The sequence below is a fragment of the Oikeobacillus pervagus genome (genome assembly GCF_030813365.1).
Taxonomy (GTDB): Bacteria; Bacillota; Bacilli; order Bacillales; family DSM-23947; genus Oikeobacillus; species Oikeobacillus pervagus.
On the sequence record NZ_JAUSUC010000018.1, the window covers coordinates 50,754 to 65,627 of the forward strand.

A 14,874-nucleotide genomic window follows, 5' to 3' on the forward strand; every position below is an offset into this window, starting at 1 on the left:
ACTCCACCAAAATGAAGCAATTCAGGAAAAGTCCAAAAATTACGAGTTTTAAAAAAATATACAGGTGCCAGGCACCATCCATTTTTCTGGAAATCTAAAAGTGGGGGTTGCAAGGAGCCCCCACTAATTGAAAATTTATTCTATGATTATAACGTTTCTCCCACGCCATTTGGTTTCCACTTGGAAGCTGGTAAATTTTCTCCCTTTAGTTTCACGGGTTTTTTCCAGCTGTCTACTTCGAATCCATTTGAGTCTACTTCGAACACATCATCCACGAGCCATTGCTTCCTCTTTTCATCGTATATTAATGTAAATGTCCTCATTTTTTTAAAAGTTGTATGCTCATATAATTCATCTCCACGAATTTTAAGCCTATTCTTATAGGAAACGAATGCTTTAGTCTCAGCCGTCCACCCCTTTTGAAGTTTTTGAATATCTACATCCTCAATATTCACGATTGCACTTAAATACTGCAATTGAAATTCGTCTACATGCTTATTTACGATTTCAAGACTTTCTTTGGGCAGTAAGCTGTCCTTTTTTAACTCTTCTGTCAAATTTGTTAAATGTCTTTGGTTAAAACCGCTTGAATAATAGGCGGCCAAGTCTTGATTAAAGACATGGATGGCAGAGATGATTTTTTCCCTTACACTCTTATCTTTCTGAATGAGCTTATGCGGATCCATGATTAGACTGACTTGCTTACTCCCACTCCAAATGTCCACTTTCTTTTTTTCTAAAAAAACTCCTAGTTTATTTTGCATCCGCAAATCGAGTTGATAAGTACCTGGTAAAACAGCACCAAAAAGATAGCCATCCTTCTTCTTCATGGACTTACCGGTATTGTGAAAAGAAAGGCTAATTTTGTCATCAACTTCCTGTCCGATTACTTTTATACTGGCAGTTTTAACAAATAGTTTATATTTCGGCCATATACCCGCCATCTTTCCGTCCTCAATCAAGCTGATTTGTTGATTAGTTGGAGTGAATTCTTTCTCATTCACTTGATCTTCCAAACTTTCTTTTATCGCTTCATAACTACTCTTATTTTCTTTTAAATACGTAATCATGGCGTTTAGGGATGCCTCATTGATTTCCGCTTGATGGTCGTCGACAATGACCCACTTTTTCAATATTTCAGAATCCTCTTGTTTCACAGCTTGTTCAAAATCCCTTAGGATCTCTTTGGGTTGTTTAGATGGCTGAATCCACAGGATCATAACACTGGATATTACGACCATTAATAAAAAAACAAATAACCATTTTTTATTTTCAATCCTCATAACTTACTATTAAAAATCTCCTTTAATAATAACATCATCCAAACTATCACCATATTTATTTACATTTTCTATGATCCATTTCCCATCCTTTTTCGTTAATGACACCTGTATTTTCCTATCATTTGACTTTAATTCCTGAGAATTAATAATGGTTTCAAATTTTGATAGGGCATATTTTTGTCTTTCCTTTCGATCAAAGCTACCTGTATTTTCTCGAAATTCATTTTCATATTTTCTTATAACATCATACAATTCATAGTTAATCGGAACGGTCGTCACATCAAAGGTAACGATCGCTTTATCATTTGCGTGAGCATGTGTTTCCGCGGTAACCTTTGCTTTCTCTACTAATACTTTATGATAAGTAACGAATAACTCTTCTAACTCCTCATCAGGAATTTCTTCAGTGAATAATTTTTTGATGCTTTCATTAAATGTCTTTTTGAATGATTCTTTTAAAGCCGGTTTATCCGCATTTACAAGCTTTTCGTAATTTTTATTTTCCTTATCCAAATAAATTTGGTCAATGTATGCCTGGAATGCCTTTTCAGGATCTTTTAATGTAGAATGGGTTTTTGCGTACTTTTTCGTATCAAATTTTAACAGTACTTCCTCCTGTTCTCCCTCATAATCAGCAGACATCGGAAGTAATCCCATTTCATACTCTTTATCCTTCTCCGCTTCAAAAATACATAATATTTTTTTAATTTTTCCGGCTCCAATATTACCGCTATGGTTATTTTCTAACCCCACAGCATCATCGTAATACTCAAGTTTACTACTGATTTCCACGCCTTCTTCGTCATATAACTTAACCTTGTCTAATAACATGATTGGTTTTTTTGATACATTTTTTACACTTAAATTAACAGCCATCACATCTTGATTTTTATCCTCTAAAGCACTTGGAATGATGTAAGATGCATTTTCTATCGTCGCCTCAATTTGTTTACTTTTCACACTAGATGCTTTTTCTGTCTTTCCAGAACAAGCTGATAAAACCATCATCATCCCCAATAAAAATACAAAAAAATAACCCTTTTTCCCCATGTGCGAATCCCTCCCGAAAAATACATGTCCAATATGTAACCCAATATCCCGGTTCTTTTCCCACTATAATTTTATACTATCCGCTACCATATTTTCTCATAAATTACCAAAATAGTTATATATTACTATCCAAATTAACAACCTTTATGATAGGTACATCATTTAAATTAGGGAAAATGAAGGAAGGTGCCAGGCACCATCCAGTTTTTGGATGTTACCTGGCACCTTTTTATTTATTCACTCAAATAAACTTAAAAACTGGCCATATCCTTCTTCTAGTAATTTTTCTTTTGGTATGAAACGCAAAGAGGCTGAATTGATGCAGTATCTAGCATGGTCTGGTCCGGGTCCATCATCGAAGACATGTCCAAGATGGGAGTCGGATGTTTTCGAGCGAACTTCAATCCGTCTCATCCCATGGGAAGTATCTAATTTCTCGGCAATTTCCGACCGTCGAAGTGGTTTCGTAAAGCTAGGCCATCCGCAGCCGGCATCATATTTATCCCTTGAACTAAAGAGCGGCTCACCTGAAATAATATCGACATAAATCCCGTCTTCCTTATGATTCCAGTATTCATTATGAAATGGCGGCTCTGTCGCATTATTTCTTGTTACTTCGTATTGAATAGGCGTAAGTTCTTCCCTTAATTGTTCATCACTTTTGCGATTTTTCCAATGTTCTCGAATAAATGACGCTCTTCCCGAACCTTCTTTGTATAAATTATAATGAAAGGCATTCTTTTTATAATAATGCTGGTGTCTTTCCTCTCCTTTGTAAAAATGTGCAGCAGGAAGAATCTTCGTGACGATCGGCTTTTGGAAACGGCCACTCGCTTCAAGATTTGCCTTTGAGTCTTCGGCAAGTTTCCGTTGTTCTTCATTATGGTAAAAAATAGCCGTTTGATAGGATGATCCCCTATCATTAAATTGTCCTCCCTCATCAGTTGGATCAATTTGCTGCCAATAGATTTCTAATAATTTTTCATACGGAAAAATTTTGGGATCAAACGTAATTTGTACTGCTTCATAATGCCCCGTTGTACCCGTACATACTTCCTCATATGTAGGGTTTTCCGTATGTCCTCCCGTATAACCAGAGATTACTTCTTTAATGCCCGGCTGCTCATCAAAAGGCGAAACCATACACCAGAAACAACCACCCGCAAATGTTGCCAATTGCCATTGACTAGACATTTTGACTCCAACTCCTTTAACAACTTAATCGAAAACTACTTACCTTAACCCCAATTATAACGTGACAATACTGCAAAGTGAAACAAACACCACCCATTTTCTGGATGGTGCCTGGCACTATGCTTTTAGCACTATGCTTTTATTTCCATTTCCTTCACTACGACTTTATGATGGAATTTGCTTAGGTATAATCCAATACATGTTCCGACAAGGGCTGGTAGGATCCATTCTAGGCCTACGTCGGAAAGGGGGAGTTTGTCTTTCATTGTTTGAAGTGGCCCTAAGTCTAAACCAAATGCATTGAGTCCCCCGATTAAAGCGAAAAACCCTGTAAATAAAATCGCGCTTCCATATACTTTTTTAGGTTGTGTAAACAAATGATTAAAAAAGGTTAATGTGATTAATACAATCGTTAGTGGATAGGCTGTGACTAGAAATGGCACTGAAAACTTTAAGATATGATTAAGACCAAGGTTTGATAACGTAAAGCCAACAATGGTAACCATTAAAACGACTGTTTTATACCCAACCTTTGGAATTAAGTTTGAAAAATAATGACCACAGGCTGTTGTTAATCCTACTACTGTCGTAAAGCAAGCAAGAGTAAAGATTAAACCAAGCAAGACAGTTCCGTTTTTCCCAAGCAAAAGGGTTGCAGCGGCTGAAAGGATATCGGTTCCATTTTCAAATGATCCATTTCCTACCATTTTCGCACCAATTAACGCTAAACTAACATAAACGGCAGATAATAATAATCCCGCAATGACACTTGCTTTCAATGTGTAGTTTCTTAATTGCTTTCCATCACGAATTCCTCTTTTTTGAATAGCCGTAAGGATTACAATTCCAAATGCAACTGAAGCAAGAGCATCCATTGTGTTATACCCTTCTAGGAATCCGGTAAAGAATGCTCCAGATTGATATGTAGAAGAAGGTGATTGAAATGGTGCATCTAGTTTTCCAAAGCCAACTGTACATAACACAACCATGGCAATTAATAGAGTAGGAGTAATCCATTTTCCCATATACTTTTCCATCTTAGTAGGGTTTAAGCTTACAACATATACGAGGATAAAAAATAAAATCGTAAATAATAACAAAAACAACTTACTATTTACTGAGTGATGAAGAAAAGGTGTCACTCCCATTTCAAATGCGACATTTGCATTTCTTGGGATTGCCAAGAATGGACCAATGCATAAATAAACCGCCACCATAAAAACAGTACTGAAAACAGGATGAACACGATTCCCAATACTTTGCATTCCACCTTTTGCAAGTGAAACAGCAAGCAAGACCGCAAACGGAAGACCAACTCCCGTTACGACAAATCCAAGGATCGCTAGCCAAAAAGATGTCCCAGAACCTGCACCAAGGACAGGTGGAAAGATCAAGTTTCCAGCCCCGAAAAACATAGAAAATAACATAAATCCAATAAATAAGGTGTCTAATCTTCTCAACGTAATCTCTCCCTTTATTGTTATTTTAAAAAAAGAACAAATGCGTAAGCGCCTTGCCCATCGGCGTACGGATTTCGTAGTTTTCGACTGAGATAAAGGAAACGAGAGCGAGGTAGTCCACAGTTCTAAATTTTATAGTTTCCTAAAAAAACAAAAAAACCCGCCCCTAAAAATAGGGACGAGTTTGTGCTCGCGTTACCACCCTTATTCCGTATGAAATAAAAACATACAGCTCTCAGTCAACGTACCATCATACGTGTTCCATTGTAACGGCGGACAACCCGTCAAAGCTTACTCCCTTCAGCTTTGCATCTCAGAGATGATCTTCAGATAGACCTGCACATCGACTTTCACCAAACGCCGACTCTCTTTAGAACACGGAAACTATCTTACTTTTTCTCGTCATTGATTTTTTAATATAATGGTATCTTAGCAAAAACAAAAAACATGGTCAATAGTTTTTTTAAAATTCAAAATTAACAACCAAATTATGGATGGTGCCTGGCACCTGGCATCTATTTCCTATACAATACATTTAAAGTGAAAAAGTGTGGGTGATTCTTTTGTTTAAGATTTTGTTGATTGAAGATGATGTGACGTTGTTTCAGGAGATGAGGGATCGGTTATTTCAATGGTCTTATGAGGTGTATGGAATTTCAGATTTTGATAAAGTGATTCAACAGTTTGTGAAGATTAAACCTGATTTAGTCATTATTGATATTCAGTTACCTATGTTTGATGGATTCCATTGGTGTCGTATGATTCGATCTCATTCGAATGTACCCATCATTTTCTTATCATCGCGCGATCACCCTACCGATATGGTGATGTCGATGCAACTGGGAGCAGATGATTTTGTTCAAAAACCTTTCCATTTTGATGTGCTTATTGCAAAAATTCAAGCCATTCTTCGTCGCGTCTATAATTATAATACAGAGCAAATTACACTGAAAACATGGTGTGGTGCTACAGTAGATTATGAGAATAATACAGTTTCCAATGAATTAGGTGTCATTGAACTAACGAAAAATGAAATATTTATCTTAAAAAAACTCATTGAACAGAAAGATAAAATCGTCAGCCGTGAAAAGCTAATCAAAAGTTTATGGGACGATGAGCGCTTTGTAAGTGATAATACGTTAACTGTCAATGTAAATCGCTTACGAAAAAAGCTAGAAGAGATTGGATTAGGTCGGTATATCGAGACAAAAGTGGGCCAGGGTTATATGGCTGTGGAAGAGGACTATTAGTATGGTATGGAAATTTGTAAAAGAAAGAGGTAGCTGGATTTCCTTTTATATTTCCCTGCAATTGTTATTCGTCTTTATTTCTTATGTGGATTCAGCGATCCCGCTTAAATCTATCCTTTATATTGTTTTCCTTTCTACCATTGCCTTTATGATTTTCTTAATTGCCCGCTATCAAAAAGAAACAAAATTTTATAAAAGCATAGAAGAATGGGACACCGACCTTGATCTAACAAGTATTTCAGATGCGAACAGTCCATTTGAAAAAATCATCGAAGACCGCATCATTAAACAAACCAAACAGTTGAAAAGGGAAGTTTCACAGAATTTCACATTTTTAGAACGAGAGAAAGATGAACTATTGTCCTGGATACATGAAGTAAAAACACCTTTAACCGCTATGCATTTAATCATAGACCGCATAGAAGATGAACTACTAAAAAAACAATTGAGACGTGAATGGCTACGAATTCATTTTCTACTCGATCAACAGCTCCATCAGAAACGGATTTTATTTATTAAAAACGATTTATATATAGAGAAAGTCGATTTAAAGCCTTTAATTTTTAATGAAATTAAAACACTTCAACCATGGTGTATTCAAAAAGGAATTGGATTTAATATCGATTTAAAAGTAGAAGAGGTTCTCAGTGATGGCAAATGGCTAGCTTATATCATAAGACAACTGTTAACAAACGCTGTGAAGTATAGTGAATCAGCTGACATTATCATTAAAACCTATCAAAAAGAAGATCAGACAAGATTAGAAGTCATAGATTTTGGCCGGGGAATTGACCCAAAAGATCTGCCACGAATTTTTGATAAAGGTTTTACATCTACAGCGAAGCACCAAGACAATAAAGCAACAGGAATAGGGCTTTACTTAGCAAAAAATGCCGCCAAACCACTGCTCATCCAAATTACCGTACAATCAACACCAGGTAAAGGAACTACTTTTTCCTTAACATTCCCCGCAAAAAATGAATTTCACCATATTTCAGGCATGTGACAAAAATGTCACACGCCTTTTTGATTTGTTCGATTAATCGAAGGATAACGAAAACAGCTAGCTTTATAATAAAGTTATCCGATGAAGGGAGACGGTTGAAATGAGTATATTAGAAGCAATGAAAATTCATAAAAATTACGGGAATAAATTCAATAAACAAGAGGTTTTAAAAGGAATTGATATAAGTGTTGAAAAAGGGGAATTTGTTAGCATTATGGGGGCGTCTGGCTCCGGCAAAACGACATTGCTCAATGTGCTATCCTCCATTGATCAAGTCAGCGATGGCACCATCAAAATTGACGGGGAAGAAATAGTCGGTATGAAAGAAAAGCAGCTGGCTGAGTTCCGGAAAAATCACCTCGGTTTCATCTTTCAAGAATATAATTTACTCGATACTTTGACAGTCAAGGAAAACATCCTGCTGCCTTTATCGATTACGAAAACACCGAAAAAAGAGGCGGATCATAAGTTCAAAATACTGGCAACAGAACTGGGCATTTATACTATAAAAGATAAATATCCAAACGAAATTTCTGGTGGGCAAAAACAACGAACATCTGCAGCCCGAGCGTTCATCCATGAACCAAGTATTATCTTTGCCGATGAACCAACAGGGGCACTTGATTCAAAATCGGCTTCCGATATGTTAAATAAGCTAAGTGAATTAAATCAAAAACGAAAAGCAACGATCATGATGGTTACTCATGATGCGGTTGCCGCTAGTTACTGTAGTAGGGTTATTTTTATTAAAGACGGAAGCATTTATACCCAATTAAATAAAGGAGAAGAATCAAGGAAAGAATTTTTCAACGATATTATGAAAACACAAGCTGTCCTAGGTGGGGTGCAAAATGAGCGTTAATCAACTCATCCTTCGAAATTTGAAAAAGAATTTAAAAAACTATTATCTTTATGTATTTGCTCTAGTTTTTAGTGTCGCCCTTTATTTTGCGTTTGTCACCTTGCAATATGATCCATCCATGAATGAAGCGAAAGATTCCATTAAAGGAGCTGCTGCTATAAAGACAGCATCGATCCTGCTTATTGCGATTGTGACCATTTTCCTTTTGTATGCCAATAAGATTTTTATTAAACGTCGAAGTAAGGAAATTGGTTTATTACAGCTTATTGGAATGACAAAATCCGCTATCTTTCGTCTACTAAGCATTGAGAACTTCATCCTCTATTTCGGCTCCTTAGTCATAGGAATTTTTGTTGGATTTGCAAGTTCTAAATTAATGATGATGATTTTATTCAAAATTATGGGGGTCAATCTCGCTACAGCCCTTCATTTTTCAGAAGAAGCATTTATTCAAACACTTATTGTATTTGCGGCGATTTACCTGATCATCATGTTGATGAACTATTTATTTATTAAAAGACAAAGTATTTTAAATTTATTTAGAATTATTTCCTCCGTGGAGGGAAGAGTGAAAAAAGTAAGCGTTTTGGAAATGATTATTGGAATTTTAGGGATTGTTTTCATTGCCTCAGGCTACTATGTTTCGACCAAATTATTTAGCGGTGATTTTACAACGATGAATGAGCTATTTGCGGCGATGGTGATGATTCTAGGGTCTGTTATTATTGGAACCTATCTTTTTTATAAAGGATCTGTTACCTTTATAACCAATATCATTCGAAAAAGAAAAGGCGGATATTTGAATATCAATGAGGTATTATCTTTATCCTCCATTATGTTTCGGATGAAATCAAATGCGTTATTATTAACGATTATTACAACCGTATCTGCGCTTGCAATCGGTTTATTATCTTTAAGCTATATTTCTTATTATTCAGCTGGGAAAAATGCTGAAAATAATGTTCCAACCCATTTTTCATTAGCCACTGATAGGGATGCACAGGTTTTTAAAGATGCGTTAGAAACAAAGGGGATTACATACATTGAAAAAAGGATTGAGGTCATTGAAGTGTATGCTGATCTAGATCAAATAATGGAAACAGGTATGAAAGAGCTCCAATTTGATCCAAAAAATATGTCGGTACCTATCGTTAGTGATAAAGATATTAAAAATGTCAATCTAGCAGCAAACGAAGTTCTTTTTTCAGGATATAGTGATATTATGAGTAAATTTATGTCATTTAAAGACTCTGGGAAAATTGAGGTCAAAGGAAAAACGAAAACCATCCCACTGAAATATTTGGGGTTAGAAAAAGAACCCATTCTCCCATATTACTTCACAGCTGGTGGATTCCCAACTGTTATAGTAGACGAAACGGTATTTAAAAAGTTAAAAAACGACATTAATACGGAAATTGAACAAAAATCCCCGCTCTATATCGGAATTGATATTCAAGATGAGAACAAGATAGAACAGGCAAATGATGTGTTTCATGAGTTAAAAATAAGTGAAAATAATTCAAATATCTCTCGTTTAGAAATGAGCAAAAGTCAAAAACAAATGATGGGACTAATAATGTTTATCGTTGGATTTCTTGGTTTAACCTTCTTAATTACATCTGGATGTATCCTTTATTTTAAACAAATGGATGAAAGTGAAGATGAAAAATCAAATTATACGATATTAAGAAAACTTGGGTTCACACAAGGAGACCTATTAAAAGGGATTCAAGCAAAACAAATGTTTAATTTCGGGATTCCATTAGTCATTGGACTATTGCATAGCTATTTCGCGGTCCAATCCGGCTGGTTTTTATTCGGAACAGAACTGTGGACCCCAATGATCATCGTCATGGTACTCTACACAGCCCTATATTCCATCTTCGGAATCCTATCCGTCCTTTACTATAAAAAAATAATAAAAGAAGCACTATAAACACCAGGCACCCCTATCTTTACAGGCGGTGCCTTTTTTCTGGATGGTGCCAGGCACCATCCAGATAATGTAAGTAAATAGACAGGAAATACTAATTAGACATTCTTATTTTTTAGTGCTATTTTTTTTATAGATTGTTGGGTGAGGGGTGTTTGTTTGTTTCGCATTTATTATATTGAACCTTTTATTATGCTTGCGACTTTGATAAGATGGCTTATTTTATCTACTATTACGGGGGCGATTGTTGGTACTGGGACGAGTTTGTTTTTACATATTCTGCATTATTCTACTGACCAAACCGCTCATATCCCTCTTTGGATGCAAATGATGTTACTTCCAATTGGTGGAATAATAAATGGTCTTATTATTTATTATGGTTATCGAAATGCATCAAAGGATAAAAAGGATTCTGTGATTGCGGCAGTCCATGAGCAGGCAGGATTAATGCCGTACAAAACATTGCCTCTTAAACCAATAGCAGCCATTATCACACTTGGTTCTGGCGGATCTGCAGGAAAAGAAGGGCCTTGTTCTCACATCGGTGGAACATTGGCTTCATGGTTTGGGTATCTGATTCATTTAAATCCAGAACTTCAAAAAAGAATTGTCGCATGTGGGATTAGCGCAGGGTTCGCGAGTGTATTTGGCACTCCGATCGCTGGAGCTATTTATGGAATTGAAATCTTAACCATTGGACGATTACGTTATGATTACATCTTCCCAGCAATCATTGCCGGAGTGACATCCTATGAAGTAAGTAAATTTTGGGGAATTACCTACACATTTTACCCGATTGGAACTTCCCATTTTTCCGAAGGCCTTTTTATGAAGATTATTTTGATTGGGATCATTTGTGGACTTATCGCATGGTTATTTATTGAAATGTTTGAACAAGTGCGTGCGATTTTTCAGTTTGTCCAACAACGATTTCAAATTTGGCCCCCACTCATGCCGATGTTAGGTGGTCTGCTTTTATCTATACTCATCATATTCATCCCTACAGACTATTTAGGGCTTAGCCTTCCTTTGATGGATCAGGCTTTACAAGGTGAGGCAACACCTTTATTAGGTTTTTTCTGGAAATCATTATTAGTGGCAATTACATTAGGTTCTGGTTTTTACGGCGGGATTGTCACACCACAATTTGTCATTGGAGCATTATCCGGAAATGCTTTTGCCCATCTACTGAATGTTGACCCTGTTTTAGGAGCAGCCGTCGGGATGGTAGCAGTCGTTGCTTCGGCTTCAAACACACCACTAGCCGCTATTTTCATGGGGTATGAGTTATTTGGAAGCTTAACAGGCTTATATGTCGTCGGCGCCTGTATTACAGCCTATATCATCATTGGCCACCGAAGTGTATATCCCGATCAACTTGTTGCCTATTCTAAATCATTATGGATGCATCTCGAACCTAATATCCCATTGAAAAAAGAAAAAATTCACGTATCCTACGGGCTATTAAGGAAAATGAAGCGATGGCAGTATCGTAGAAAGTGAAATAAGGGAATGATTGAAACTTCAACCAACATTAGATTGAGATTTCTTCAATTTAAACTAACATTATTAATAGTGCAAAAAAACCTGGAAATATGCATATATAGCGGGAAGTGTGCAAATAAACAGAAAACAGGCGCAAAAGATCTAATTAGTAGCGCAAATCCTTAAGGGAAATCATCAAAAGATGACGGGAAATATGCAAATCGGGTCAAGTACAATAGAAATTATGAATAGATTCTATTGGAAATGATAACTAATAGAACAAATACGAAAGCGCATTGTACATCGGAGTATGGATTCCGTAGTCACAAGCTAGATAAAAGAATGAAAGTGAGATCTTTCACGAGGCTGATCTTGGTTCTTGAAAGAAAGTGGGGAAATTCGCTAGCTAACAGGCTCTGAAGGCTTGCCGCCATGGGCCATATCTTTTAAAGGTTTATCCATAGTCAAAGTTTTACAGTTTCCTGGACAACAAAAAAAAAGCCGGGATTATTCCACGGCAGTAGCGTCATTTTTCTATTATTTAATTCGTCTAATCTCAGCCTCTTGATCAATAGACCGTCTCGAAAGGATATCCAAGGTTAATTCATGGCGCTGCTGTGTGGCTTGCACGGATTGAACCATTTCCTTTAGCTCATGGATTTGTTCAGAGTTCCGAACCACTTGATCCGTAACAGCATCAAGCTTATTTTCCATTTTATCTAGTCGTGCATCCATCTTGTCTAGTCGTGCATCCATCTTGTCTAGTCGCTCATCCATCTTGTCTAGTCGCTGGTGTACAGGTGCCAACTCTTCTTTTATGACTAACCTCAATGCTTCGATGATTTCAGTATTCACATAACCCCTCCTTCATAAAATCATTCTATCTATCATTATCAGCCAAATCTATTTTTTTATCAAGCGGTTCGGATGGAGGGATTTCCAAAAAGAGGACTTCCTCGAAAAATGGTTTATGTGCAAAAAATCACAGAAGTAACGCAAAAAATTTGGGGAAATAAGCATATTCTACGGGAAATGATCAAAAAACCTAAAAACAAATGCAAATTCTATGGGAAATAACTCAAAAGTACCTGGGAAATGAGCAAATCCCAAGAATCCCAATTCCATCAAAAAAGTACCTATCACTCTCCGTTCATATTGAATATCATCCCATTCTAGAGAGTAACAGGCACTAATTTTATTTAATTCATGACAAGTCCACCATCGACAACTAAGTTTTGTCCTGTAATAGCTCGACTCCATGGCGATGCAAAAAACAATGTAGCATCCGCTAGTTCCTGTGGAGTTGTGACTCGATTTAATGGGGTACTTTCTTTAATCAAATCAAAAACTGCATCAGGAGTCGACGCACTTGCATCTGTTGTTTGCAGCAACCCACCTGAAACCATGTTCACAGTAATCCCCTTTGGTCCAAGTTCACGAGCCATGCTTCTCGTAAAACCAATTAATGCTGCCTTTCCTGTATTATAATCATGATATGGAACAACAGGGTTTTGCACTAAATTAGTTCCAATATTGATGATTCTTCCAAATCCCAATCTAGCCATTCCTTCATAGGCAGCCTGTGTTGTATGCAAAGCCGCCTTTATACTTCCCTTTAATTGCGTTTCATAGTCCTCCCAATCAATCGTTGTTGCTTGTTTCCTGTTCAAAGCATCAAATTTGAAATGAACAAGCGCATTGTTAATAACGGTTGTGACTTCCTGGCCAAAATGTTTTTCCGCTTGATCAAACATTGCTTTCACCTGCTCTTGGTCAGTAACATCTGCTTGAATAGCAATCGCACGGTCCCCAATACTCTTTGCAACTTCTTTGGCTTTCTCTTCACTTTGATGATAGTTGACAATGACACGCGCATCTTCTCGCCCAAATGCTTTAGCAATTGCTGCTCCTAACCCTCTACCTGCTCCAGTTACCAATACAACTTGATCTTTTATTTCCACCATATATTCCTCCTCTTGTCTTTTCTAACAGTCACTCTTTTATTAAGTATATATCAAAAAGGAGGTTTTGATTGTTTTCTAGAAACAAAGGTAAAATAGCTATGAATTCCCCTCATCCAATCCATTTCAAGTATTAGATCGGCGTCCTTTTGACCTTGATAGTTATAATCAAGATGGAGGTATTGTCTATACTGGCCAATTATACAATCAGAACAAAATGAGAGGGGTTGGAAAGTCACCATTACAGCACCAGGAGGGCAAATTACACGAGTAATTGCCAAATTCGGACCATTCACCGGCGACTATGTATGGCATTGTCACAAATTGGAACATGAGGATTATGATGTGATGCGGCCATTCAAAGTAATAGACCCCAACAGGAAATAAAGAGACGAAATAATCAAAATATTTATTCGTAAAACTGTCGAAGTTGATATGATGGTTTTTTAACACTCGTTGGTTATAATTATAACTCAACTTTCGCACCAGAAAAATAAGTGCTAATCGTTGGTTTTATTGCGTTTAAGATTTATTAAATATATTGCTTGACACGGTTTATTAAAAAATGAAAAACACCTCGATCTTTGGTATAGTGAGATTGTCTAGAAATCACTACCACATAGAAGAGGTGCTCCCTATATGATAGACCAAAATAGCCAATATAATCAACTACCAAAAGAACTCGATTCTGTTTTTTCTGAGCTTGAAATGAATAAACACTTACGCCAAGCAGGAATTAAAAAATCCTTTGGTTTCAGCTGTTCTTACTTATTTCAGCTTGTTTTCTGTTTGATTTTTCAACATAAAAATTGGTTTTCTCTTCTTGATTCAAAGAAAGCCGATCAGTTTCCAGCCAAAGATGCAGTCTATCGCTTTTTAAACCAATCCACTTTCAATTGGCGCCGTTTTTTATTACTGTTGAGCGCTTTTACCATTCAAAAGGTGACGCGTCTTACGAATAAAGAGCGTCCAAAAGTACTGATTATCGATGATTCTGCGTATGACCGAAATCGTAGTAAAAAGGTAGAATTACTTGCTCGTTGTTTTGACCATGCTTCTCTTAAAATGCGCTTCTATAAAGGCTTTCGTATGCTTACTTTGGGCTGGTCAGATGGCTATACATTTATGCCAGTTGATTTTTCTTTAGTCAGTTCTAAAAAGTCCCTGATCAATGGAATCTCTGAAAACATTGATAAACGCACTTGTGGCTATAAACGTAGAGAAAATGCCTTACAAACAGAGCCCGAACAAATTCCTGACATGATCAAACGTGCGTTAGCTAGTGGAATAGAAGCAAGTTATGTCTTAATGGATTCTTGGTTTACATTACCTCCACTTGTCAAAGCCATTGTGGATCAGGGATTAGACGTAATTGGTATGGTCAAAGAAA

12 protein-coding genes, 1 pseudogene and 1 other annotated feature are annotated in these 14,874 nt (G+C 36.7%); of the genes and pseudogenes, 7 read left to right on the forward strand and 6 right to left on the reverse strand.

Annotated elements, in window-relative coordinates; all coding sequences use genetic code 11:
• Positions 1-146: 146 nt before the first annotated feature.
• The 4 genes from J2S13_RS08705 to brnQ form a co-directional block, all read right to left on the reverse strand.
• A complete protein-coding gene (locus tag J2S13_RS08705) occupies positions 147-1,283 on the reverse strand; it encodes a YvbJ-related protein (protein WP_307257345.1) in 1,137 nt (378 codons plus the stop codon).
• Between the two features lie 9 nt (positions 1,284-1,292).
• Positions 1,293-2,333, reverse strand: coding sequence for a DUF5105 domain-containing protein (locus tag J2S13_RS08710; protein ID WP_307257346.1), 1,041 nt, complete (start codon positions 2,331-2,333; stop codon positions 1,293-1,295).
• A gap of 237 nt (positions 2,334-2,570) precedes the next feature.
• Complete coding sequence (gene msrA / locus J2S13_RS08715; RefSeq protein WP_307257347.1) at positions 2,571-3,527, reverse strand: peptide-methionine (S)-S-oxide reductase MsrA; 957 nt, start codon at positions 3,525-3,527, stop codon at positions 2,571-2,573.
• Between the two features lie 131 nt (positions 3,528-3,658).
• The gene (brnQ, locus tag J2S13_RS08720; RefSeq protein WP_307257348.1) at positions 3,659-4,987 is read right to left on the reverse strand and encodes a branched-chain amino acid transport system II carrier protein; all 1,329 of its coding nucleotides are present in this window, start codon (positions 4,985-4,987) and stop codon (positions 3,659-3,661) included.
• 171 nt (positions 4,988-5,158) lie between these two features.
• Positions 5,159-5,402 (reverse strand) — a binding site (T-box leader).
• A 148-nt stretch (positions 5,403-5,550) separates the two neighbouring features.
• Here brnQ and J2S13_RS08725 point away from each other — a divergent pair.
• The 5 genes from J2S13_RS08725 to J2S13_RS08745 all read left to right on the forward strand — a co-directional run bounded on the left by J2S13_RS08725 (position 5,551) and on the right by J2S13_RS08745 (position 11,541).
• Entirely contained in the window at positions 5,551-6,237 is a 687-nt protein-coding gene (locus J2S13_RS08725; protein ID WP_307257349.1) for a response regulator transcription factor, read from the forward strand.
• A 1-nt stretch (position 6,238) separates the two neighbouring features.
• Positions 6,239-7,243 carry a sensor histidine kinase gene (locus J2S13_RS08730; protein ID WP_307257350.1) on the forward strand — a complete coding sequence of 335 codons (1,005 nt, stop codon included), beginning with the start codon at positions 6,239-6,241 and terminating at the stop codon, positions 7,241-7,243.
• 100 nt (positions 7,244-7,343) lie between these two features.
• Positions 7,344-8,105, forward strand: coding sequence for an ABC transporter ATP-binding protein (locus J2S13_RS08735; protein ID WP_307257351.1), 762 nt, complete (start codon positions 7,344-7,346; stop codon positions 8,103-8,105).
• Positions 8,095-10,041 (forward strand): ABC transporter permease, encoded by a 1,947-nt coding sequence (locus J2S13_RS08740; protein ID WP_307257352.1) that lies wholly within the window; start codon positions 8,095-8,097, stop codon positions 10,039-10,041. The genes J2S13_RS08735 and J2S13_RS08740 overlap by 11 nt, the downstream gene beginning before the upstream one ends.
• A 156-nt stretch (positions 10,042-10,197) precedes the next feature.
• The gene (locus J2S13_RS08745) at positions 10,198-11,541 is read left to right on the forward strand and encodes a chloride channel protein (RefSeq protein ID WP_307257353.1); all 1,344 of its coding nucleotides are present in this window, start codon (positions 10,198-10,200) and stop codon (positions 11,539-11,541) included.
• Positions 11,542-12,060: 519 nt separating this feature from the next.
• On the opposite strand, the gene J2S13_RS08750 is transcribed toward J2S13_RS08745, so the two are convergent.
• Entirely contained in the window at positions 12,061-12,378 is a 318-nt protein-coding gene (locus J2S13_RS08750) for a coiled-coil domain-containing protein (RefSeq protein ID WP_307257354.1), read from the reverse strand.
• Between the two features lie 344 nt (positions 12,379-12,722).
• Positions 12,723-13,484, reverse strand: coding sequence for a 3-oxoacyl-ACP reductase (locus J2S13_RS08755; protein WP_307257359.1), 762 nt, complete (start codon positions 13,482-13,484; stop codon positions 12,723-12,725).
• Positions 13,485-13,608: 124 nt separating this feature from the next.
• Here J2S13_RS08755 and J2S13_RS08760 point away from each other — a divergent pair.
• Both J2S13_RS08760 and J2S13_RS08765 read left to right on the forward strand, forming a co-directional pair.
• A pseudogene (locus tag J2S13_RS08760) lies at positions 13,609-13,871 on the forward strand (multicopper oxidase domain-containing protein); the annotation flags it as partial.
• 252 nt (positions 13,872-14,123) lie between these two features.
• Positions 14,124-14,874 (forward strand): IS4 family transposase (locus J2S13_RS08765; RefSeq protein ID WP_307257355.1); only part of this gene is annotated, 751 nt, incomplete at its 3' end.